Source organism: Niallia sp. WK069_GA_01 (assembly GCF_983173855.1).
The window spans coordinates 2,886,176-2,908,603 of the sequence record NZ_OZ470138.1; the positions used below are offsets into that span (position 1 = coordinate 2,886,176).

Consider the following 22,428-nt stretch of genomic DNA (forward strand, 5'->3'; position numbering starts at 1 on the left):
TTAAACTCTGACCAGCCAATATAATAACTTAGAAAAATCAAGGTACTAATAAATGCCATATAAAATATTCCAACGATGTATACCTTCATATCTTTACTCCTACCTTTTTCAGTATCCTTATTCATATTCCTTACTATTCCATTCAAACCACTTAAAAATTCATATTTATTTCATTTTTGCTCATACTAAGCATGATGTTTTACTACTAGTTCATTTGCTTTTTTGATTTATAGATATTTATCTAAAAGAATAACGACCTTCTTTTCCAAGATAAACTGTTCTAACCATTTTTCCTTTAGGTTAAGGAATATGCCCGCTTTGTCAATGCAATGTTCTTATAAAACACGAAATGGTGAGATAATATGAAATTTGTTCTTCTGCATGAACCTACCTATTTAGAAATTAATCAAGAGAAATCAAAGTTATTAAAACTAATATATTCTCATTGGATCAATCATGATTTATTTTCATTAAATTGGTGGATACTTATTTGCGCAACTATTTTTCCTTATTTTATATGGTGGAGATTTGTGAAAAAAGATCGCTTTTTCGAGATTTTTTGTTATGGGTTATTATGCTCATGTTTTTCCATAATTTTAGACGTAATAGGAACAGAAATGATGTTATGGGGATATCCAGATAAATTAGTTCCTTGGATTCCTCCACTACTCCCTGCAGATTTTGTTATTATTCCTATTACAGCTATGATCGTTTATCAACGTTTTGAAACGTGGAAGTCCTTCTTGTTAGCTAATTTTTGTTGGGCTATTTTATTTTCGTATATTATCGAACCATTTTTTGTTAAATTAGGAATGTTTGCATTAGGGAATCATTGGTGCCATACATATTCTTTCTTCGGCTTTTTTTTACTCGGAATCGTATTGAAGCTATTTATAACACGGCTTAAAAAGAAAGTGGGAATCCCGTAATAGTTGCTGAATCGCTAGACATCCATGCAATAAAGATTCGCCACATCATACAGGAAAGAAGCAGCAGACATTATCTGTAATTATTATTTTAGACAATCGTTTAGTTTGGTTTGTCTTCTATATACAACCCGCGGAACCTTTTTTTGGGTAGATAATTTATTATTTGAATAATATCGATCATGAAATAACATGATAAGAAAGAGGTGATTACTGTGAAAAAAGATTCAATGGAAAAAGAAAATTTTGAGCAAAAAAAAAATGATATCGGGCTAGACCAAGATGAGCAAGAAATGAACGGTTTATATGGAATGGCAGAAACACAAGAAGAAGATGATGCACATAATACTGATCAATAAAATCGTACAGCTAAGTATATTCAAATTGCTTGACTGATATTTTAAAAACAAAAAACATTAAAACCCCGGAAATGTCTTGTTACTTTTCGGGGTTCTTCTTCTTTAGAAAACGTTGTTTAATTTTTCCTTTCTAGTTCTTTTTTTATTAAGTCAGCTACAGCCTTAAAATACGTCTCCTCATGGGGAACAAAATCATTCTTACTTACCATATGTTCAAGTTGTTTATTATCCTCACCTTGAATCACTTGTACGATCATTTCTGTTTGTCTGTCCATACAAAGATTATAAAAATGATCAAATTCTGCTTTTACGATACCTGCCACTTCTTCCTCTTGAAGAGTAAATGATGCTTTTGGCTGCAAATAATGCAAATAGACATAACTAAATTCTTGATCCACCATCTTTTCAGAAAGAATGCAATTTTGCACCATACCTAAACAAACTAATTCTTTATAAGCTACATCTATCCCGATTTCTTCTTTGACTTCTCTTATCCCATCCTCAATAGTCTCTGTAGCTAACAGATGACCCGCAGCAGTTATATCCAGCTTATTAGGATAATCTTTTTTTCTATTGCTTCTTAATTGAAAATAAATGTAGTTGCCATCCTCTTCTTTAGCGACAACCCAACAATGGAACGTTTTATGCCATAATCCCCTTTTATGAACTTCTTGTCTACTAGCCGTTCCAATATGATTCAGATTCTGATCATAAATATTTAGCATCTCCAGTTCCATTTATCCACCTCCTTTCATCCTGTTTGCTTATACTATCTTACCATGCAAGCAAATTTACACCACGGCACATGAAAAGAAGCAGATATCTTAAGTTTATAAGCAGGGAGCAGCCTGTATACACGAAGACTCCCGCGGGATTGCGAGAATGACGAGACCCCGCAGTGTAAACGAGGAGGCTCGACGCTCGCCCGCAGGAAAGCGAAGTGTATGCAGGATGCGGACTATTTGAGAGTCCACTCCTATTTTCGGAGTAGCCAACCATGCAACCAAATCTGCACCACGGCACATGAAAAGAAGCAGATATCTTAAGTTTATAAGCAGGGAGCAGCCTGCATACACGAAGACTCCCGCGGGATTGCGAGAATGACGAGACCCCGCAGTGTAAACGAGGAGGCTCGGCGCTCGCCCGCAGGAAAGCGAAGTGTATGCAGGCTGCGGACTATTTGAGAGTCCACTCCTATTTTCGGAGTAGCCAACCATGCAACCAAATCTGCACCACGGCACATGAAAAGAAGCAGATATCTTAAGTTTATAAGCAGGGAGCAGCCTGCATACACGAAGACTCCCGCGGGATTGCGAGAATGACGAGACCCCGCAGTGTAAAACGAGGAGGCTCGACGCTCGCCCGCAGGAAAGCGAAGTGTATGCAGGCTGCGGACTATTTGAGAGTCCACTCCTATTTTCGGAGTAGCCTTATGTTTTATTTGTATTTTTATAATGATTACTATAAGATTTAAAGTAATCAATCGAATGGAGAGTCAGAAATGAAACATTCTACGAAAAAAGAAATTTATAGCTGGATAAAATCCTTTTTTTTCGCATTCATAATTGTCGTGATATGCAGACATTTCTTCTTTAGTCCGAGCGTTGTCTTAGGACAATCTATGTACCCCACCTTTGAAAATGGCAATAAAATAATTGTAAATAGAACTAGTACAATCAATCATTTTGATATGATCGTATTTCATGCACCTTACGAAAACGAAAACTATATCAAAAGAGTAATCGGTCTTCCTGGTGACCGTATTGTGGTACAAGACGATGTGTTATATATTAATGGGAAATCCTACACAGAACCTTATTTAAAAAAGAATAAACAAATCGCACCTATTAGCAAAATTACCGGTGACTTTACATTAACAGAATTAACTGGTGAAGAAAAAGTTCCAAAAGGACACTTATTCGTACTAGGCGATAATCGTTTATATAGTAAAGACAGCAGAGATTTCGGCTTTATTAAAGAGGATTCTGTAATTGGAAAAGCAGTATTTCGGTTTTACCCGGTTAAGGAAATGAAATTTTTTCAATAGAAGCTGAACGCCAATAAAACTTAAAGTTTATTGGCGCTCAGCTTTTATTATTTTCCTCTCATCTACCTCACTCAGTATATAAGATATCCTCACAAACAACTTTTTCACTATAGCCATAAAAAGAATCGGCTCGTCGCTCGCCCGCAGAAAAGCAAAGTGTATGCTGAATGCGAACTTACTTGATGTAGAAGCAATTACACAGGAAAAAATCTTCTTCATTTTTCTCAAAATAATATAATATTAGAAACATATTGATTTTTTTAAATAATTCCTCTACTATATACAAATAGATTAACTTGTCAGATAATTTGACAAACAAATGGGAAAGTATTATTTGGAGGTTTTTAAATGGGAGTCATCGAAAAAGTCAGCAGCTTTGCTGGGAAAACATTTACGTTATGGGTTTTAATTTTTGCTATTATTTCTTATTTTTCACCAGATCATTTTAAGTGGCTAGGAAATTATATTGTCCCATTATTAGGGATCGTTATGTTTGGAATGGGTCTGACACTCGAATTGTCGGATTTTAAAGAAGTGTTAAAACGACCAAAGGATGTTGCTCTTGGAGTCATCGGACACTTTATTATTATGCCATTGCTTGCCTTTTTATTAGCTATTGGATTGGATTTACCAAATGAAGTAGCAGTTGGCGTAATTTTAGTAGGATGCTGCCCAAGTGGCACAGCTTCTAATGTAATGGTGTTTTTAGCAAAAGGAAATGTTGCATTGGCTGTTGCGATTGCCTCTGTTTCTACAATTCTTGCACCCATTGTAACACCTCTTCTCATCCTTCTTTTTGCAAGTAAATGGGTTGATATTAGTGTTGCATCATTATTCCTTTCTATCGTCCAAGTTGTGATTGTACCATTAGTGCTCGGTGCAATTATTAAAAAATTCTTTAATAAACAAGCAAAAGCTGGTGCTAAAGCAATGCCGCTTGTTTCTGTTCTTGCGATTGTATTAATCGTTTCCGCAGTTGTTGCAGGCAGTGCAGCCAAACTTGCTCAAACTGGTTTACTTATTTTTGGAGTCGTAATTCTTCATAATTTACTTGGCTTTTTGATTGGTTTTTTCTTTGCTCGTTTATGCGGGATGGACCTAGCAAAACAAAAGGCTGTCGCAATGGAAGTCGGCATGCAGAACTCTGGCTTGGGAGTAGCCATTGCTACTGCACATTTTTCTCCGTTAGCAGCAGTTCCAAGTGCTATTTTCAGTGTATGGCATAATTTATCAGGATCTCTTCTTGCTAATATATTCAGCAGAATGAAAGAAAAAAAACAAACAGAACAAATCAGTAACCAAGATACACAAGCTGCAAAACAAGCAAACATACGATAAGTGCATGTTCAAAAAGGACCAAAAAGTGAAGCCAACGAAGAAATTCAGCATGTCATTTTTACCGGACTTTTTGAACAGCCTCTAAAAGGAATTTTATTGACGTTCTAAAGAAATTCCTATATCATTTCTTTTAGTATGATCTTGTGTATAAAAAGAGGTTCATAGCGACCCTCTATAAAAAACTATGGAAACATGACAGAAAAAAGCCATGTCCATAATGGAGCTGGCTTTTTTCTTTGTTCCATGTCACCTTTTTTATTGCTATGAATTCATCTCGATTTTGTACCGATACAATGATGGGAGGTTTTATTATGTCTGGCAGAAAAACAGAAGAAGGCTTAGAGGATTTAACTTTATTAGGGAATCAAGGAACAAACTATCTATATGAATACGATCCAAATATATTAGAATCCGTTGATAACTTGCATGTGAATCGCGATTATTTTGTCAAATTTAATTGTCCGGAGTTTACCAGTCTGTGTCAATAAGGGCACACTTCAGTGGCAACACTGTCGCTTAAACCTCGTGAATTCAGGGAAGGAAAGCATTTTCTAATCCTGAGCCAAGCTCCTATTAGGAGAAGGTGCAGAGACTATCGAAATCATGCAAATAAGAAGCGTTTGACGTATTATTTGTAGAAGAAAGTAGAGTACATCCATTTGGATGGAAGCGCGAGGATTCTTATTTTTTATCGCAAAAAAGTAAGAATATGATATAGTCCACCTACAGATAAAAAAGCAAGTACACTTGTATGATTGCTTACCTTATCCAAGTAGCGCCAATCACTGGTCAACCTGATTTTGCAACAATGTATATTAGTTATATTCCTAATGAAAAAATTGTAGAAAGCAAGTCATTAAAATTGTATTTATTTAGTTTTCGCAATCATGGTGATTTCCATGAAGACTGCGTTAATATTATTATGAATGACTTAATTAAACTATTAGATCCACGTTATATTGAGGTTTGGGGGAAGTTCACACCTCGAGGAGGGTTATCCATTGATCCATACTGCAATTATGGAAAAACTGGAACGAAGTTTGAAGAAGTGGCAACACATCGTTTAATGAATCATGATCTTTATCCTGAAAAAGTAGATAATCGTTAGCTATTAAAAGATGCAGAAAATAGATTTCTGCATCTTTTTAGTTGGTTATCGTTTTTAATCTGCCTGCGTGTCATTAGCAATCTACTATGCTCGTCATTTGCATACAGAACTTATATGGGCAAGATGATGTTTTCCATGCCAAGCATAAATGCCGATATTCTCTTTCAACACCACTGTTCCTGATTCTGGATGAATAAAGGTTTTATTTAATTGCTCCTTAGTCAAATGGCGCAGCAGATTTCCTAAACGAATATGCAATGTCTTTATAAGTGTCAAAGATACATCAATTGGCAGCTGATAATCAGACAATTCCGCCCATTTTGATTCTTCATATGGTTTTATAACGGGAGTTTCTTCTGTTAACGCTAACTTAAATCGCATATACGCATTTAAATGACTATCTGCAATATGATGGACTACTTGTCGTACAGTCCATCCACCTTCACGATAAGGCATGTCTAATTGCGTCTCATTCAAGTTTTTTATAACAGCTTGAAGCAAGGCAGGCAGCTTTTCTATTTCTTCTATCCACCGTTCTACTATTTCTTCTGTTATCTCATTCTCGTATGTAAATTTGCCAATCGGATATTTTTTGTCCATAAAATCCCCCTCTTCCTAATGGTTTGTAAGTATTGTTCATATGCTCTTTGCAATAAGTAGTATGTAAAATAATTTTAACTTGACTTAGAGCATACACTTTATCCTACACAAATAAAAATTATAAAGGAATTCTAACTTCAATTGTTGTTCCGATATTTTCTTTGCTAATAACGGAAACTTCTCCATGATGATTTTCAATAATTTTTTTACTCACCATAAACCCTAAACCGGTTCCCTTTTCTTTCGTTGTGTAAAATGGTTGACCTAATTTAGCTAGAACTTGGCTTGAGATCCCGCATCCTTCATCAATAAATCGGATGATAACCTGTTTACTTTGGTGATTTTTTATTTGAATTATCAACTTTCCTCCATTTCCCATTGCTTCAATTGCATTTTTTATAAAATTTATCGATACTTGTTTTAACTGATTCTTTTCACAATTAATAAAAATATCTTCTGATTCAAAATCCATTTCGATTTGCACATTATTCATTATTGCTTCTGCTTCCAATAACAGGACAACATCTTTGATTAATACATGGATATTCGTAGATTCGACATGAACTGCCTGCGGCTTGGATAGCATTAACAGCTCACTTAAAATTAATTCAATTCTTTCTATTTCCGCTTCCATTATTTCATAATAAACTTTATTATTTTGTTCTTCATGTTCCATAAGCTGCAAAAAACCTTTAATAGCTGTCACAGGGTTTCGAATTTCATGTGCAATTCCGGCTGCCAATTCACCGGCAATCGATAATTTTTCTGTTTTTATTAAAAATTCTTGAGCTTGTTTTTTTTCAGTCATATCTCTAATTATCGCAGCTCTCCCTGTTATTTTATTGTACTCATCTATAAGAGGAAAACTGGATAACATCACGTGGAGTTGAACTCCTTCTTTTGTTATTCTAATGGATTCATATTCTTCTACATTTTCTCCCAAGAGAGTTTTGCATTGATCTTGGTAGACTTTTTCTTTTTCTGATTCTGGGATATGAGGTAATTGTGAAGAATATTTTCCAATAATATCTTGGCTTTTCCAACCGAAAATTTTTTCAAACGCTTTGTTAACTGTTAATATGACATCCTCATTATTAATAATAAATACAGAATCTAAATTATGCATAATAAAGGACTGTAATTGGTGAGTCGTAGCTTTGATAATACTTTCTAATTCTTTTCTTTCTTTATAAACTGTAAAATCTGGGTTATTACCTGGCATATACAATAAAGATTCTATTATTTGGAAATCATTCATGAAGTAGGGATATGTAGTTATTAATTTATTTTGATAGGAGGCCGTTATTTGATCACCGTTTATTGCGACAAGTAAATTATTTTCCAACTTATATTCATCTGTTAAAATTTTGCCAACTTCATGGATATTAATTTTTTCATTGATATCTTCCTTGACCGGAAGATGAATCCAGCAGTTTACTTGCATTTTATGACAATTAATTTTAACAAATATTTCAGTAAAATATTGATAAAGTGAAGAATAACTTGCTTCTGCACTCAATTTTATAAAGCTTTCATCATTCATATAGAAAATACTTGACAGTTCGCTTGGAGATAAAATAGTTTGGAGTTTATCGTTTACATTTTGATAATTTTCTTCTTTTTCGATAATTAATAATTGATAGCCTTGTTTAAGCGAATGCTCAATAAACTGAATCATATTTTCTAGATATATTTTTTTATTTTCATAAACATAGAGAATATGTCCCTTTCGATTTTCGTAATCTATTTTACGGACATATCTATCTTGTATGGTATTTTTATTCATAGAAACCCCCTGAATTAAACTCCTAATATATAGAACAATTATACATGAAATGGATTTTATAATCTTATTTTCACCTAATATTTTATTTTTTTTTTGTAATAAATAGACAAAAAAAAGAAGCTGGAGCATAAGTATTCCAGCCGAAGATAAACCCGAACTATGATACAAAGATGAAAAATATTTCGTATCATGGTTTGGGTTTTTTTATTCATGTAAAAAAGAAGGTTTGTGGTAATCACCCGCAGCCTGCATACACTTCGCTTTCCGTGGGGCTCAGCTGTCTCGCTAATCCCACCGGGGTCTACGTATATGCAGGCTGCTCCATTTTCCAATCTATTCCAATTTTTTCTTGGTAAAAGAATTAGGTCTTAGAAAATATCCTTTAAAAACGACGAGCAATGGAACAACCTAGTTTTTCAATTATCTCATATCTGCTTTTCTGTTAAAAATATTTTAACGGTCGGTGGTGTATATGTATAAAATTGCTCTAGTAAGGACTCAGGATTAGCATCCACTAATGCCATGTCACGAAATTTTTCTTGTAGAAACTCTGCATCAGCCATATGGTGAATTAAACGAATAAGCGGATCATAATAATGATTAATATTAAGAATGCCACATGGTTTTTGATGAAGCCCTAATTGTGCCCAAGTATATATTTCAAAAAACTCCTCTAATGTCCCTGCACCACCAGGAAGCGTAATAAAACCATCTGCCAATTCAGCCATTTTTGCTTTTCGTTCATGCATGGAATCTACTACAATTAAATCTGTTAAATTTTTATGTGCTATTTCTTTTTCTGCTAAAAAATTGGGAAGAACACCTGTTGCCTTTCCACCCTCTTGAAGAATCGTATCCGCTACTGCACCCATCAATCCAATACTTGATCCTCCATATATAAGCTCTATTTCTCTTTTTGCCAATTCCTTCCCTAAAGCTTTAGCTCCTTCTAAATAAATAGGGGATGCTCCATTGCTTGATCCACAAAATACAGCTATTTTTTTCATCCAGTTTTCCTCCTATAATTATTCTATTTGCGTTATTCATTTCCTTTCCTATCCATTCTTTCTATATACTTCTATCCTATGACCACTTGTTCCTTTTCATAACTTTTTTAAATAGACAACCATGCAAACAAAATTGTAGCATTGCGCATGAAAAAAAACAGGTTTTATTAGCAGGGAGCATACAGGAAGACTCCTTCGGGAATTGCGGGACAGGCAAGAACCTCAGTAGCATGCTCCGAGGAGGATCGGCGCCCGCCCGCAGGAAAGAGAAGTATATGCTGCCTACGGACTAATCGATAAAGCAAAATCATGATCCATGTTATTTCTGCTTAACCAACCTCTTTAGCTTACTTTCCGTTGTAGTACCTTCTACAGGGGTATACACACTGCATCTTAAATCGTGATTACCCTGCACTTGAAATGAAGTAAGATCAAACAGCAATTTCCCGAGTTTGGCATGGCGGAACTCAATTAATACCTCAGGTGCAGAACTCACTTCACTCTCATTCCACAATTTACTGAAGTCTTGATAGTCTGCTTCCATTCTTTCAATAAAGCTTGTATACCATTCATCAGCAACATACTGCCCATAGTACGTTCGAAAAATGGCAATAAACCCTTTCACAAAATGCTCCCAGTTTACAGCAAGCGTTCTAAATTCTTTTCTTGAAAAAAGTAATTCAAGAATGTTTCTTTTTTCTAATGGAATTTCCTTAAAATCTACAAAAATATGTGCCGCTGCCTCATTCCATCCAACTATATAGCAACGCCTATCAGAAATAATGGTTGGACAGTATTGAAGCTCTTCCATTATTTTTTTTAAAGAAGGAGTAATGACAGGAGGCTCTTCTTCACTATAAACAGATTTATCTCCTTCTTCTATTGCTAATCCATGTAAATATTTTCGTTCATCTTTGTTTAATTGTAAAGCCTCTGCGATTGCTTCCAGTACCGAAACGGAAACTTGAATATCCCTGCCTTGTTCAAGCCATGTATACCATGTTGTGCTTACACCTGCAAGTTGTGCTACCTCTTCTCTTCTTAAGCCTGGCGTTCTTCTTCTTATGCCAGCAGGAAGACCGACCATTTGCGGCGTAATTTTAGCACGTTTTGTTTTTAGAAATTCGGAAAGAGCATATAATCTTCCTTCTAGATTCATCTTTTTTCTCCTTTAATCACCTATTCTGTTACTCATTATACTAGGATAAACTACAACTTGTAATAGGATAAATAATAGTTAAAAATAAAAGTAATAACAAGTAATGGAGGTAAACGTATATGAAGAGAGTGGTAATTACAGGAATGGGCATTATTTCTCCTTTAGGAAAGAATGTGGAAGATTTTTGGGAGGCATTACGAAAAGGTACATCTGGCATAAAAGAAATCAGCGCATTTGATACATCACAGCTGAAAACAAAAATAGCTGGAATAGTAGAAGATTTTGATGCAACAGCAATATTCGGCTCAAAGGAAGCAAAAAAATTAGACCGATTTACACAATTTGCTTTAGCTGCTGCAGAACAAGCTTTACAAGATTCCCAACTACAACTAGAACAAATAGATCCAGAGCGTATAGGAGTGTATGTCGGGTCAGGCATTGGGGGATTAAATACTTTAATTGATAATGTACAAACCCTAAATCAAAGAGGCCCTAATCGAGTCAGTCCAAATTTAGTACCAATGATGATAACAAATGCTGCTGCGGCACAAATCAGCATTCGCTTAGGTGCACAAGGACCATCGATGTCCCCTGTAACAGCTTGTTCTATCGGTAATACTTCAATTGGAGAAGCATTTCGAGCAATAGGCAACGGGGATGCAGATATTATTTTTAGCGGTGGGGCAGAAGCAGCGATTTCTCCATTAGCGTTAGCAAGCTTTGGAAACGCAAAAGCATTATCTACCAATAACGATACTCCATCACAAGCAAGCCGCCCTTTTGATCAAAAAAGAGATGGGTTTATCATGAGTGAAGGTGCTGGAATTCTTGTATTAGAATCTTACGAACATGCCAAAAGAAGAAATGCACCAATTTATGGAGAAGTGATTGGTTATGGTGCCAGTTCAGATGCTTATCATATGGTAGCCACCCATCCAGAAGGAAGAGGTGCCTACTTAGCAATGAAACAGGCGATTAAAAACGCTAAATTAACAATCAATCAGATTGATATGATTAGTGCTCATGCAACAAGTACTCCAGTTGGCGACCATTCTGAAACATTGGCAATTAAACAATTATTCAAAGAAAAAGCTTATGAAATTCCAGTAACTGCTAATAAATCGATGCTTGGTCATATGCTTGGAGCAGCAGGTAGTGTAGAAGCCATCGCATTAGTAAAGAGCTTACAAAGTGGGCTTATTCCTCCAACCATCAATTTAAAGACACCTGACACTGCATGCGATTTAGACTATGTATCAGAAGGAGCACGTCCACTAACTAATTTAACGATTGGACTTTCCAACTCCTTTGGTTTTGGCGGACATAATTCCGCCATCGTTATAAAAAAATTTAACCATTAGGAAAAAGATTCCCATGTTCACAAATAATAAAGGCACGTTGATTGCGATAGTATCGCAAATCAACGTGCTTTTTCGATTCCTCTAGTTTTCTCCCATCTTTTTATTTTTGTTTCATTACTATATTTACAAAATTATATAACTTTGTGAAACCTTTGTTTCAATTCTTTTATATAAAGATAATCAATCTCTTCTTTCTATCTCCGCTTTTATGCCTTGCAATAAAATACGCAAGCCAACGATAAAATTCTCTTCATTATTAATTATTCCTTTTTGTGATAACATATACTGATACACAAACGGCACTTCTTCTCTTGCTATTCCACTAATAGATTCACTAAACTGCCTCTGAATACTTTCCTCTCCTATTTCATCAAGCATTTTTAATTGTTTTTGCTCGTCTAACACATATGCAGTAACATAATTATTAAAAGAAATGGCACTTTGAAATATAATATCTTCCGGAAAATTTGCTCGATGAAATAATGCTAATGTTTGATTAATAATAACCAATCTTTTTTTGGTAATCGGCAATGTATCCATCATAATCTCCGCTCCATCTGGAATGGATAATAATACTCTTCTCGTTTCTAGAGCTAATAATGTTACTTCTTCTATCCAATCTTTTGACGGATCCGGAAAGGTCATTTGACTAGAAAGATACTCTGCTATCAATTGAAGCAATTCCTGTTTATTTTTTATATACCAATATAATGCTGGTGCTTGTATCTTTAGTTTTGCAGCAACATTTCTCATCGATAAATAGGCAAGCCCTTTTTCCTGTAAAATTTCTAATGCTGCTTCTGTGATTGTTTCCTTATTTATCTTCTTTTTTGCCACTACTGTCACCTCGATATTTACATTGTATATTAGTTGATGCAAAATTGCTTTACTTACTAATTTAACAGTGTTAAACTCAGATTATTATTTCACAAAGCGAAAGAAAAGAGGTACTTTTTATGAAAAATGAAACAAAATTAGTACCCGTAATGTGTGCCCTTATGTTAGGTATTTTTGTTGCTTCTTTAGACAATACAATTGTTGCAACAAGCATGGGTTCCATTATCGGAGATTTAGGTGGCATGGATAAATATGTGTGGGTAACTTCCGCTTATTTAGTAGCTGAAATGGCCGGTATGCCTATTTTCGGCAAATTATCCGATATGTATGGAAGAAAAAAGTTTTTTATGTTCGGAATCATCTTATTTCTTTTTGGTTCTATCCTTTGTGGAACGGCCCAAACAATGATTCAACTTTGCATATTTAGAGCCATTCAAGGAATTGGCGGCAGTGCATTGATGCCAATCGCCTTCACCATTATTTGGGATGTTGTTCCAAGAGAAGTTCGTGGAAAAATGAGTGGAATCTTTGGAGCAGTGTTTGGTTTGTCTAGTATTGCTGGACCATTATTAGGTTCCTTTATAACAGATCATTTTCATTGGAGATGGATATTTTTTATTAATATTCCCCTTGGATTAATTGCATTAGCACTTATTCTCTTTTTCTACAAAGAGTCCAAGTTTCATACCCGTCAAAATATCGACTGGGCTGGTTCCATTTTCCTTATTAGCTTTTCCATTTCGCTTATGTTTGCATTAGAGTTAGGTGGACATACATACAGTTGGGATTCTTGGCAGATTATTTCTTTATTTATGTTGTCCCTTGTATGTTTTATTGTTTTTCTGCTAATTGAAAAAAAGGTCAAAGATCCAATCTTGCCATTCAATTTGTTTAAAGAGCGTTTATATACAACAAGTGTTTTAACAGGAATGTTTTATGGCGCCGTATTTATGGTATCAACTATTTATATTCCTCTCTATATTCAAGGAGTAGAAGGAGGAACCGCAACAAATTCTGGATTATTATTATTGCCAATGATGGTTACATCAAGCGTCGCTGCTGCTTTAGGAGGCGGGCTGGCAAATAAGTTTCCTTATAAAATCATTATGATTTTGTCAGGCATTCTGATGGGGATTGGCACATTTTTATTAACTACCCTGGATCCATCAACCCCTAGATGGTTGGTTACTATCTATATGATGATTATCGGATTAGGAGTAGGTCCTTCCTTCTCTGTTCTTGGCATGGCATCACTGCAAAAAGCAAAGCCTCAAGAAAGAGGAATCGCAAGTTCTACAAGCAATTTCTTACGTTCATTAGGGATGACGTTAGGCATAACAATCTTTGGGATTATTCAACGTAATAGTTTTACTTCTGGTCTCCCAGAAATGGTTAATCAAGGGGATAATGCAAATAGCGGCAGTATTTTATCGCCAGAAGCTCGTGAGAAAATTCCTGCAGAGATATTAAAGCAGATAACGGAAGTATTATCAAACTCGATTACTACAACTTTTATATGGACATTTGTACCGCTTGTAATTTCATTAATCTGCATTATGTTTATGACAAAGGATAAACTTAGTGACTCACAGATTCAACAAAAAAATTGAGAAATTCTAAAAAAACAGCTATTCCCTCAACTTGGAATAGCTGTTTTCCTTTTTTCTTCTTTAGTAAAATCCACCTATTTTAAAAAATTTTTGACAGCTGTATACTTGTCCATTTCATAAGCAGAAATAATTCATACCATATAAAGAAAGTGTTAGAGGGAGGTGTGGTTATGTCTGAATGTCACGATGGCGGTAGCTCAAATAATAACTTTGCATTACTTGTCGTTTTATTTATTCTGCTTGTAATTATTGGCGCTTCTTATTGGGGCGGCAATTAATTCCCTTGTTTTCTTTATGATCCCGAATAATGTTTTCTGTTAACGTTCAGTTTTATAGACTGTCCCTTCAGAGAACCCTAATTCGGGATTTCTTTAATAGTAATCCATTTTTTATCACGAGCCTTTTTCAATTTAACACCAATTTATTCTATATGATAAAAACGGCTTTCCATCATTCTCCATCCATTACATATAAAAGTGGAATATTTTATCCATTGAAAGGGAATAGAATAAATGTATGGAAGTGAATCCTTCTATACACCTTCCGCATTATTTTTATCCGGCAAATGCCGGATATTTTTTTGTTTGCAGTATTATGCTTCTTTTGCTTATTTGTTACAGCTTCATCCTTGTTATACTTCCCTTGCAAGGAGAAGAGCCGAAACTTGCAAAATCAATCCTCTTCAAATCTACACTATGCAGTCTTATTTATTTGTATTTTATTCCTTTTTCTTCTTATTTGAAAATAAATGACTCGAAAGAAGGAAAATACTCCCTCAAAAATTATCGATATCTATTCATTTCTCTCCCTTGACCATTGACTTATTATGAATAAAAAAACCTTTTTTGCAAAAAATGAACCATGTTAAGATTTCATTAACATGCATTGGAGGAAATTACTTGTATTTTTATAAAGAAGACTTAATCAATTTGATTGTGCCAGATAAACCAGATCCAGCAGCTGCAAAAGTTTTACAGGAGGCTTTAGGCGGTCAATTTGGTGAAATGCGCACAATGATGCAATACTCTTTTCAAAGTGCTAATTTCCGCGGCAAATTAAAGCAGTACAAAGATTTAATTAGAGGCGTTTTTCTTGAAGAGTTAAGTCATGTGGAATTAGTTCAAACTACCATTAACCAATTATTAACTGACTCTGGAGAAAACGGTATAGGAAACACTGGAGAGGATTCCACCCCGTTGAGTATCGCTGTAGAGAATGTAAATCCGCATCATTATATTATGGGTGCTCAAGGCTCACTTCCTGTAGATGCTGCTGGTAATCCGTGGACTGGTTCCTATGTATATAGCCATGGCAATCTAGTCAGTGACTTATTAAACAATGTGATACTGGAATCAACTGGTGTATTACAAAAAAGTCGACTTTATGAAATGAGTTCAAATAAAGCGTTTAGGGAAACACTTGCCTTTCTTATTGTTCGTGATAATGCGCATCAAAATGCTTTTGCTAAAGCGCTAGAGACGTTAGGTGTTGATTGGGGAAAAATATTTCCTATTCCAAATTACGATATTAATAAGTATCCTGAATGCAAAAAATATGTTGATATGGGCTTTCATAATGCCCAATTTAATTTCCGATTGGATGCAACAAGAATGGGTGAAATATTCCAAGGTGAATCGCCAAGTAGAAATAAGGGAACGCTTCACGTTACCCCTCCTCCTGTCGGTCATCCTGTACCTGAATCACCAGAAATGCCAAATGAACATAGTCCAGGTTTAACTGATTTATTTAACTAATTATTAGTACAAGGTACTGGCCAAGCAAATACGACTTATGGCTGGTCCCTTGTGTTTGTACATCTATACATTCTTATAGAGGTGAAATCAAATCTGTGAATACACAAACCTTCTCTGAATTTTATAACAAAACGATCAAACTTAATCATCAGATTTTTAACGCTTGGCAAGAGTATACACTTTTTACTTGGCGTTGGTGGGTCGGCATTTTGTTAATCATTATCCCCACCCTTCTTTGGCTTAAATATCGAAAGAAGGAAAGCAAAGATAGATTGCAATTTGCCGGACTATTTGTAGCTTTTATTTCAGCAAACTTAGATTATGTTGGAACTTTTTTTGGATGGTGGAAATACGATTATGAAGTATTTCCTGCTGTTTCTAATTATATTCCATTCAGTTCTTTTGCACTGCCTATAACGGTCATGTTTTTTCTTCAAATAAAACCAAAAACAAGTCGTTTTATTAAAGCACTCTTATTTGCGGTTTACTCTATCATTGCCCTTCCATTCGTACATTGGATTGGCATTTACGATCCAGTCAAATGGCATTATTATTATTCTTTTTTTATACAATTTTTTATTTATTTAATGGCAGACTCTATAAGTCGAATGAAAAATTTCAAGCGCTTGGAAGAGTAATTTTGAATGAATGAATGATTTATTTACTATTGGCTTTTTGTACATGTAATTTTGCTTACTTCTTACTATAAAGTGATAAATAAATATGGAAAGGAATTTAAAATGATTGCACAAGTTATATTATGGGGACTGTTAATTCTTCCGTGGGGACTATTCTTTTTCTTAGATATAAAAAAAGTGAAAAAATTCATTCCTGGTGGATTGTTTAGCGCACTAGTTTTAACGGTTTTTTTTCAGTTTTATGAACGGTATCAATTATTTGAAATTAATAAAACGATTTTCCCTTTAACGAATACAACCCCTTTTATATATGGAATATATATTGTTTTACCTACGATTTTTTTATATTTTACGTTTGGGCATTTTTTCAAATATATTCTTTTGAATATGGTAAGTGATGCTATTTTTGCTTTTGGCATTATGTATTGGTATGAACACTTGGGAATTTATAAACTTGAAGGTTTGCATCATATTATTATTTATACAAACTCTCTTATCTCTGCAGTGCTAATTTACCTTTTCCAGAAATGGCAATATAATGAGCAGGATGAATATTAAGCGTATTATCCATTTGAAATGCGTGTGGTTAAGCCACCTGAAAAAAGGGTTTCGCAGGTGGAATACACTTCGCTTTCCATGTGGCGTGTGTTGGAAAACTATTGCGGGTTCTCGCTTGTCCCACAATCCCATAGGAGCCTTCGTGTTTGCAGGCTGGCTCCTTGCTTCAAGATAAAATCAAATTTCCTCTTTCAATCTTTATGATGCAAATTTATTTGTGCAGGTTTTCTGTAAGTATAATAAAAAGTTGTTCTCAAAAGAGTGGGTTTCTAATCAAATGGTTAGCCCCAAATAAAAAAGCCTCGACGCTTACAGCGCTAAGGCTTTTTCCTCTTAATACATTTCCAAGTATTGATCTCTTTCCCATTGGTGAACTTGTGTGCGGAACATGTCACACTCAATTTCTTTTGCTTCAATAAAGTGTGCTGTAATATGTTCTCCAAGTGCATCGATCATTATTTCATTACGTTTTAGTTCAGTTAATGCTTCGTCTAATGATGCAGGCAGGTCTTCAATTCCTTCTGCTAATCGCTCTTCTTTGCTCATAATGTAGATATTGCGATCTACTGGAGCTGGCGGGAACAAGTCATTTTTAATTCCGTCTAATCCTGCTTTTAAAAGAGTAGCCATTGCTAAATACGGATTTGCTGCTGGGTCTACGCTTCGAACTTCCACACGTGTACTTAATCCGCGTGATGCAGGAATACGCATTAGCGGCGAGCGATTGCGGGCTGACCATGCAACATAACAAGGTGCTTCATACCCAGGAACCAAACGTTTATAAGAGTTTACAGTCGGGTTCGTTACTGCTGTAAAAGCTGTCGCATGTTTAACAACTCCTGCAATAAACTGCAATGCCGTTTCACTTAATTCTAATTCTCTTGTTGGATCATAAAATGCATTTTCGCCATTTTTAAATAACGACAGGTTGCAATGCATTCCAGATCCATTTACTCCAAACAGTGGCTTCGGCATAAAAGTTGCATGAAGACCATGTTTTCGAGCAATAGTTTTCACTACAAGCTTAAATGTTTGAATCTGATCGCAAGCAGTAATAGCATCCTCATATTTAAAGTCGATTTCATGTTGGCCTGGAGCCACTTCATGATGAGAAGCTTCAATCTCAAAGCCCATTTCTTCAAGCTCTAGAACGATATCACGACGGCAATTTTCCCCTAAGTCCGTTGGTGCTAAGTCAAAATATCCACCATTATCATTTAACTCAAGTGAAGGATTCCCTTTTTCATCTAATTTAAATAAAAAGAATTCTGGTTCTGAACCCAAATTGAAATCAGTAAATCCAAGCGCTTCCATTTCTTTAAGGATTCTTCTTAAATTATTGCGTGGATCTCCATCAAATGGTGTACCATCTGGATTATAAATATCACAGATAAGACGTGCTACTTTCCCTTTTTCTGCTGTCCAAGGGAAAACTACCCATGTATCTAAATCAGGATATAAATTCATATCAGACTCTTCAATACGGACAAATCCTTCAATGGATGATCCATCAAACATCATCTTGTTGTCTAATGCTTTATCAAGCTGGCTGATTGGTATTTCCACATTTTTAATTGTCCCTAAAATATCTGTAAATTGTAGACGAATAAATTTAACATCACTTTCTTGTGCAAATCGTTTAATATCGTCTTTCGTATAGTTATTAGCCATCTATTCTCCTCCTAAAGTCTCTCTTATCTATTCTTTATCTAGGAAAAAATCTTGTCATATCTCCTTGACGCATTGATGATCGAGTTGAATTGTTAAAGCGTCCAGCATTTAATAACTCTTTGCGCAATAATTTACGCAAATCCTCATCGGATAATTCTCGACGAGCTTTTTCTGCTTCTTTTTTCACATCATCTGTTAAAACTTGTTTTTCTTTAACAGAGAAAATTTGTTTAATTCCAGCAAGGTTTACTCCTTGATCGATTAAATCCTTAATTTCCAATAATTTATCAATATCAGTTAATGAGAAAAGCCGTCTATTTCCATCCGTTCGTGCTGGAGCCACTAATTCGTGCTCTTCATAGTAGCGAATTTGTCTAGCGGACAGCTCCGTTAACTGCATAACAATACTTATTGGGAATAGAGGCATCGACCGACGAATTTGACTACCTGACATAGTTTTCGGCTCCTTTTAAATAAATTTACCCAATTTCATTATAATTTCGGTGAGAATTGTTGTCAACCTATGTGACACTTTCTGCCTTAAGTTTGTTAACTATTCCCCGAATGCTTGCTGTTTATACTTCAATGGTGATTAATTTTTGTTCTAATAAACGATTAACAGCCATACAAACGGCAATTTTTACATGGGAGTAGGTTAACCCACCTTGTACATATGCCACATATGGAGGGCGTATTGGACCATCTGCCGTTAATTCGATACTTGCTCCTTGAATAAAAGTGCCTGCAGCCATAATAACATCGTCTTCATATCCTGGCATATAGTTTGGATAGGCAGTTACATGGGAATTCACAGGGGATGCAAATTGGATAGCCTGACAAAAGGCAACCATCTTCTCTTTATCATCAAACTGAACAGATTGAATTAAGTCCGTACGCTTGGTGTTCCATTTTGGAGAAGAATTCATGCCAAGCTTTTCAAGCATCGCTGCCGTAAAAACGGCCCCTTTTAAACTTTGTCCTACAATATGTGGAGCAAGAAAAAACCCTTGATACATTTCTTGCAGACTATAAAGAGATGCTCCAGCTTCTGCCCCGATTCCTGGTGACGTCATGCGATATGAGCATGCTGTTACTAGCTCTTCTTTACCAACAATATATCCGCCAGTTTTCGCAAGGCCTCCACCTGGATTTTTTATTAAGGAACCTGCCATTAAATCTGCTCCAACATGACATGGCTCTTGCTGTTCCACAAACTCACCATAACAATTATCAACAAATACAATAACATCCTCTTTTAATTCTTTTACAAATTCAATCATTTCTTTCATTTCCGCAATTGTAAAAGAAGGCCTAGTCGCATAGCCTTTTGAACGCTGAATGCCAATCATTTTTGTATTTGGTTTTATGCTGGCTGCTATAGCTTCAAAATCCGGATTTCCATTTGACAGCAGATCAACGCTGTTATAATCGATTTGAAATTCCTTTAAAGAACCAACACCATTCCCTCGAATACCGACTATTTCCTCTAAAGTATCATATGGTTTTCCAGTAATATATAATAATTCATCACCAGGACGCAAAATGCCAAACAAGGCAATACTAATAGCGTGAGTACCAGAAATAATTTGTGGACGAACTAATCCTGCTTCTCCTCCAAATACTTCTGCGTATATATTTTCCAGCGTATCTCTTCCTAAATCGTCATACCCATAACCAGTTGATGGAATAAAATGAGATTCACTTACTCTATTTTGTTGAAAACTTGCTAATACACGATATTGGTTACTATCAATGTTAGCTTCTATTTGTTTATGAACGTTTGTTATTTGCTGTTCTACTTCTGTAACAAGAGATTGAAGCTTATCTCCGTATGTTAAGTGTTCGTACATTAGCTTCTCCTATCAAATTCCTTTAATTTCATTAATTTTGCTGTAATAGCATGATCTTTTAGTACATAACCTTTACAAACATAATGCTGTTCTTCTTCATCAAAAACTAAACTGCGCATTATCGTTTCATTTTTTAATTGAGAAAGAAGCTTGCCGTTGCTTGCTGATACTTCCACTTCATAATAATCCATATTTTCTATCATGATTTTCTCAATTTTTTGCTTTACTTTATTTCGATCGTCCTTGTCTAAAGCGGTTATGATAATATTTTCATTTTTTGAAGTTGGCACAAATTCTTTATGCATTAAGTCGCGTTTATTATAAACAGTTAATTGAGAAATAGGCGGCATTTCTAAATCTTCTAATAGTTTATGCACCGTCTCTTCCTGTTGGTAATATTCTTCATTAGACATATCAACAACATGCAGCAATAAATCTGCTTCTCTTACTTCTTCTAAAGTTGATCGAAACGCTGCAACTAAAGTAGTTGGCAAATCTTGAATAAAACCTACTGTATCGGTAATTAATGCCGTAAAACCACTTGGTAAAATAACTTTTCTTGTCATCGGATCAAGCGTTGCAAACAAAATATCCTCTTCAAAAGAGTCTGCTTCTGCCAAACGGTTAAACAAAGTGGATTTCCCTGCATTTGTATATCCAACAAGTGCAATTTGAAAGGCTCTATTTTTTTTTCGTCTTTCCCGATAGCGGTCCCGATGCTGGACAATTACTTGCAGCTGCGTTTTAATATCATCTATTCTTCTACGGATATGTCTTCGATCAGATTCCAGTTTTGTTTCTCCAGGTCCTCTCGTTCCAATTCCTGCTCCTAATCTTGAAAGCTGTAAACCCTGTCCACCCAATCTCGGCAATAAATACTGCAGCTGCGCCAGCTCTACTTGCAGCTTCCCTTCTTTTGAACGGGCTCTTTTTGCAAATATATCTAAAATCAATTGTGTGCGATCAATAATTCTGGATTCTATATTTTTCGATAAGTTACGGACTTGACTTGGAGATAATTCATCATTAAAGATAATGATATCTGCCTCCAGCTCTTCTGCAAGTGCTTCTAATTCCTCTACTTTTCCTTTCCCAATATAAGTAGAGGGATGGATGCGGTCTCGATTTTGAATAAGAGAAGCAACTACTTCGCCGTCCGCTGTTCCCGTTAGAGAAGACAGCTCTTCCATCGAGTACTCATATCTTGCAGTATCTTCCGTTGTTTGACACCCTACGAGTATTACTTTTTCTTTTGCCTGTTTCAATAAGCAGACCTTCCTTCAACATTATTCTTGCAGTATATAAGAAAAGCGCAAGCGCCCTTGCTCAGCCCCGAAGAAAAATGTTCTCCTGCCTCAAAAAGTGTTCTTTACTTTTAGAGGCAGGAGGTTATCTTTCACAGGGGCTAGGCGCTGGAGCTAGACACTAATCTAGTTTGAAAAACTTTATACTTTCTTACCTTTTTAAGAAAGCGCAAGCGCCTTGTTTAACCCCGAAAAAAATGTTCTCCTGACTCAATTTCTAGACACAGGAGACAGTACTCGCCGGGGTTAGGAAATGTGCCACGTCCTGTAGCAATGCCGGCACTTGTACATCCTGTATGGCGAATCTAGACTATTATCTAATGTAAGTATATTGATTCTCATATTATAACAAAAAAACGTTTTCTTTCCTAACATATACCTTATTATTGCCGATATATTATTTTTATCATTATAAATCAAATTTCTTCTTTGTTTCCGAAAAGAACATTTCTCGTTCACCCATCTATGTTAATATACAGTAGCATACTCTATACATGAAAAACAGCTTTTTTTCT

General features: G+C 35.4%; 21 protein-coding genes, 1 pseudogene and 1 riboswitch. Of the genes and pseudogenes, 12 read left to right on the forward strand and 10 right to left on the reverse strand.

Annotation, left to right across the window (positions count from 1 at the left end; all coding sequences use genetic code 11):
- Positions 1-362 precede the first annotated feature (362 nt).
- Positions 363-929: a CBO0543 family protein gene (locus tag AC5LWL_RS13735; protein ID WP_493434825.1), complete on the forward strand. Its 567-nt coding sequence runs from the start codon at positions 363-365 to the stop codon at positions 927-929.
- A gap of 212 nt (positions 930-1,141) precedes the next feature.
- A complete protein-coding gene (locus AC5LWL_RS13740; protein WP_493434826.1) occupies positions 1,142-1,285 on the forward strand; it encodes a DUF4021 domain-containing protein in 144 nt (47 codons plus the stop codon).
- Between the two features lie 116 nt (positions 1,286-1,401).
- Here AC5LWL_RS13740 and AC5LWL_RS13745 read toward each other — a convergent pair whose 3' ends face one another.
- Positions 1,402-2,022, reverse strand: a complete 621-nt coding sequence (locus tag AC5LWL_RS13745) for an NUDIX hydrolase (RefSeq protein ID WP_493434827.1) — start codon at positions 2,020-2,022, stop codon at positions 1,402-1,404.
- A 764-nt stretch (positions 2,023-2,786) separates the two neighbouring features.
- Here AC5LWL_RS13745 and lepB point away from each other — a divergent pair.
- The 4 genes and pseudogenes from lepB to queF form a co-directional block, all read left to right on the forward strand.
- Positions 2,787-3,332, forward strand: coding sequence for a signal peptidase I (gene lepB, locus AC5LWL_RS13750; RefSeq protein WP_493434828.1), 546 nt, complete (start codon positions 2,787-2,789; stop codon positions 3,330-3,332).
- Positions 3,333-3,680: 348 nt separating this feature from the next.
- The gene (locus AC5LWL_RS13755; RefSeq protein ID WP_493434829.1) at positions 3,681-4,670 is read left to right on the forward strand and encodes a bile acid:sodium symporter family protein; all 990 of its coding nucleotides are present in this window, start codon (positions 3,681-3,683) and stop codon (positions 4,668-4,670) included.
- Positions 4,671-4,818: 148 nt separating this feature from the next.
- Positions 4,819-4,862: riboswitch (PreQ1 riboswitch) on the forward strand.
- 119 nt (positions 4,863-4,981) lie between these two features.
- A complete protein-coding gene (locus AC5LWL_RS13760) occupies positions 4,982-5,158 on the forward strand; it encodes a hypothetical protein (protein WP_493434830.1) in 177 nt (58 codons plus the stop codon).
- A gap of 284 nt (positions 5,159-5,442) precedes the next feature.
- Positions 5,443-5,778: pseudogene (queF, locus tag AC5LWL_RS13765) on the forward strand (preQ(1) synthase); the annotation flags it as partial.
- A gap of 93 nt (positions 5,779-5,871) precedes the next feature.
- Here queF and AC5LWL_RS13770 read toward each other — a convergent pair.
- The 4 genes from AC5LWL_RS13770 to AC5LWL_RS13785 all read right to left on the reverse strand — a co-directional run bounded on the left by AC5LWL_RS13770 (position 5,872) and on the right by AC5LWL_RS13785 (position 10,330).
- Positions 5,872-6,378 (reverse strand): YfiT family bacillithiol transferase, encoded by a 507-nt coding sequence (locus AC5LWL_RS13770; RefSeq protein WP_493434831.1) that lies wholly within the window; start codon positions 6,376-6,378, stop codon positions 5,872-5,874.
- 118 nt (positions 6,379-6,496) lie between these two features.
- Entirely contained in the window at positions 6,497-8,164 is a 1,668-nt protein-coding gene (locus tag AC5LWL_RS13775) for an ATP-binding protein (protein ID WP_493434832.1), read from the reverse strand.
- 425 nt (positions 8,165-8,589) lie between these two features.
- Entirely contained in the window at positions 8,590-9,171 is a 582-nt protein-coding gene (locus AC5LWL_RS13780; RefSeq protein WP_493434833.1) for an LOG family protein, read from the reverse strand.
- A 319-nt stretch (positions 9,172-9,490) separates the two neighbouring features.
- Entirely contained in the window at positions 9,491-10,330 is an 840-nt protein-coding gene (locus AC5LWL_RS13785; RefSeq protein WP_493434834.1) for a helix-turn-helix transcriptional regulator, read from the reverse strand.
- A 119-nt stretch (positions 10,331-10,449) separates the two neighbouring features.
- Between AC5LWL_RS13785 and fabF the strand changes: the two genes are divergently transcribed.
- The gene (fabF, locus tag AC5LWL_RS13790) at positions 10,450-11,691 is read left to right on the forward strand and encodes a beta-ketoacyl-ACP synthase II (protein WP_493434835.1); all 1,242 of its coding nucleotides are present in this window, start codon (positions 10,450-10,452) and stop codon (positions 11,689-11,691) included.
- 180 nt (positions 11,692-11,871) lie between these two features.
- Here fabF and AC5LWL_RS13795 read toward each other — a convergent pair whose 3' ends face one another.
- Positions 11,872-12,528 carry a TetR/AcrR family transcriptional regulator gene (locus AC5LWL_RS13795; protein WP_493434836.1) on the reverse strand — a complete coding sequence of 219 codons (657 nt, stop codon included), beginning with the start codon at positions 12,526-12,528 and terminating at the stop codon, positions 11,872-11,874.
- A 119-nt stretch (positions 12,529-12,647) separates the two neighbouring features.
- On the opposite strand from AC5LWL_RS13795, the gene AC5LWL_RS13800 reads away from it, so the two are divergent.
- The 5 genes from AC5LWL_RS13800 (at position 12,648) to AC5LWL_RS13820 (ending at position 17,088) form a co-directional block, all read left to right on the forward strand.
- Positions 12,648-14,138, forward strand: a complete 1,491-nt coding sequence (locus tag AC5LWL_RS13800; protein WP_493434837.1) for an MDR family MFS transporter — start codon at positions 12,648-12,650, stop codon at positions 14,136-14,138.
- Positions 14,139-14,308: 170 nt separating this feature from the next.
- Positions 14,309-14,416 (forward strand): YjcZ family sporulation protein, encoded by a 108-nt coding sequence (locus AC5LWL_RS13805; protein ID WP_493434838.1) that lies wholly within the window; start codon positions 14,309-14,311, stop codon positions 14,414-14,416.
- Positions 14,417-15,037: 621 nt separating this feature from the next.
- Complete coding sequence (locus AC5LWL_RS13810) at positions 15,038-15,892, forward strand: manganese catalase family protein (protein WP_493434839.1); 855 nt, start codon at positions 15,038-15,040, stop codon at positions 15,890-15,892.
- Between the two features lie 95 nt (positions 15,893-15,987).
- Entirely contained in the window at positions 15,988-16,530 is a 543-nt protein-coding gene (locus tag AC5LWL_RS13815) for a CBO0543 family protein (RefSeq protein WP_493434840.1), read from the forward strand.
- Positions 16,531-16,632: 102 nt separating this feature from the next.
- Positions 16,633-17,088, forward strand: a complete 456-nt coding sequence (locus tag AC5LWL_RS13820) for a hypothetical protein (protein ID WP_493434841.1) — start codon at positions 16,633-16,635, stop codon at positions 17,086-17,088.
- Positions 17,089-17,421: 333 nt separating this feature from the next.
- Here the strand turns inward: AC5LWL_RS13820 and glnA are convergent, their stop codons facing one another.
- The 4 genes from glnA to hflX form a co-directional block, all read right to left on the reverse strand.
- Positions 17,422-18,759, reverse strand: a complete 1,338-nt coding sequence (gene glnA / locus AC5LWL_RS13825) for a type I glutamate--ammonia ligase (protein WP_493434842.1) — start codon at positions 18,757-18,759, stop codon at positions 17,422-17,424.
- Positions 18,760-18,793: 34 nt separating this feature from the next.
- Positions 18,794-19,213, reverse strand: a complete 420-nt coding sequence (locus AC5LWL_RS13830) for a MerR family transcriptional regulator (protein ID WP_493434843.1) — start codon at positions 19,211-19,213, stop codon at positions 18,794-18,796.
- A gap of 121 nt (positions 19,214-19,334) precedes the next feature.
- Positions 19,335-20,609 carry a methionine gamma-lyase family protein gene (locus AC5LWL_RS13835; protein ID WP_493434844.1) on the reverse strand — a complete coding sequence of 425 codons (1,275 nt, stop codon included), beginning with the start codon at positions 20,607-20,609 and terminating at the stop codon, positions 19,335-19,337.
- The gene (gene hflX, locus AC5LWL_RS13840; RefSeq protein ID WP_493434845.1) at positions 20,609-21,874 is read right to left on the reverse strand and encodes a GTPase HflX; all 1,266 of its coding nucleotides are present in this window, start codon (positions 21,872-21,874) and stop codon (positions 20,609-20,611) included. The genes AC5LWL_RS13835 and hflX overlap by 1 nt, the downstream gene beginning before the upstream one ends.
- Between the last annotated feature and the right edge of the window lie 554 nt (positions 21,875-22,428).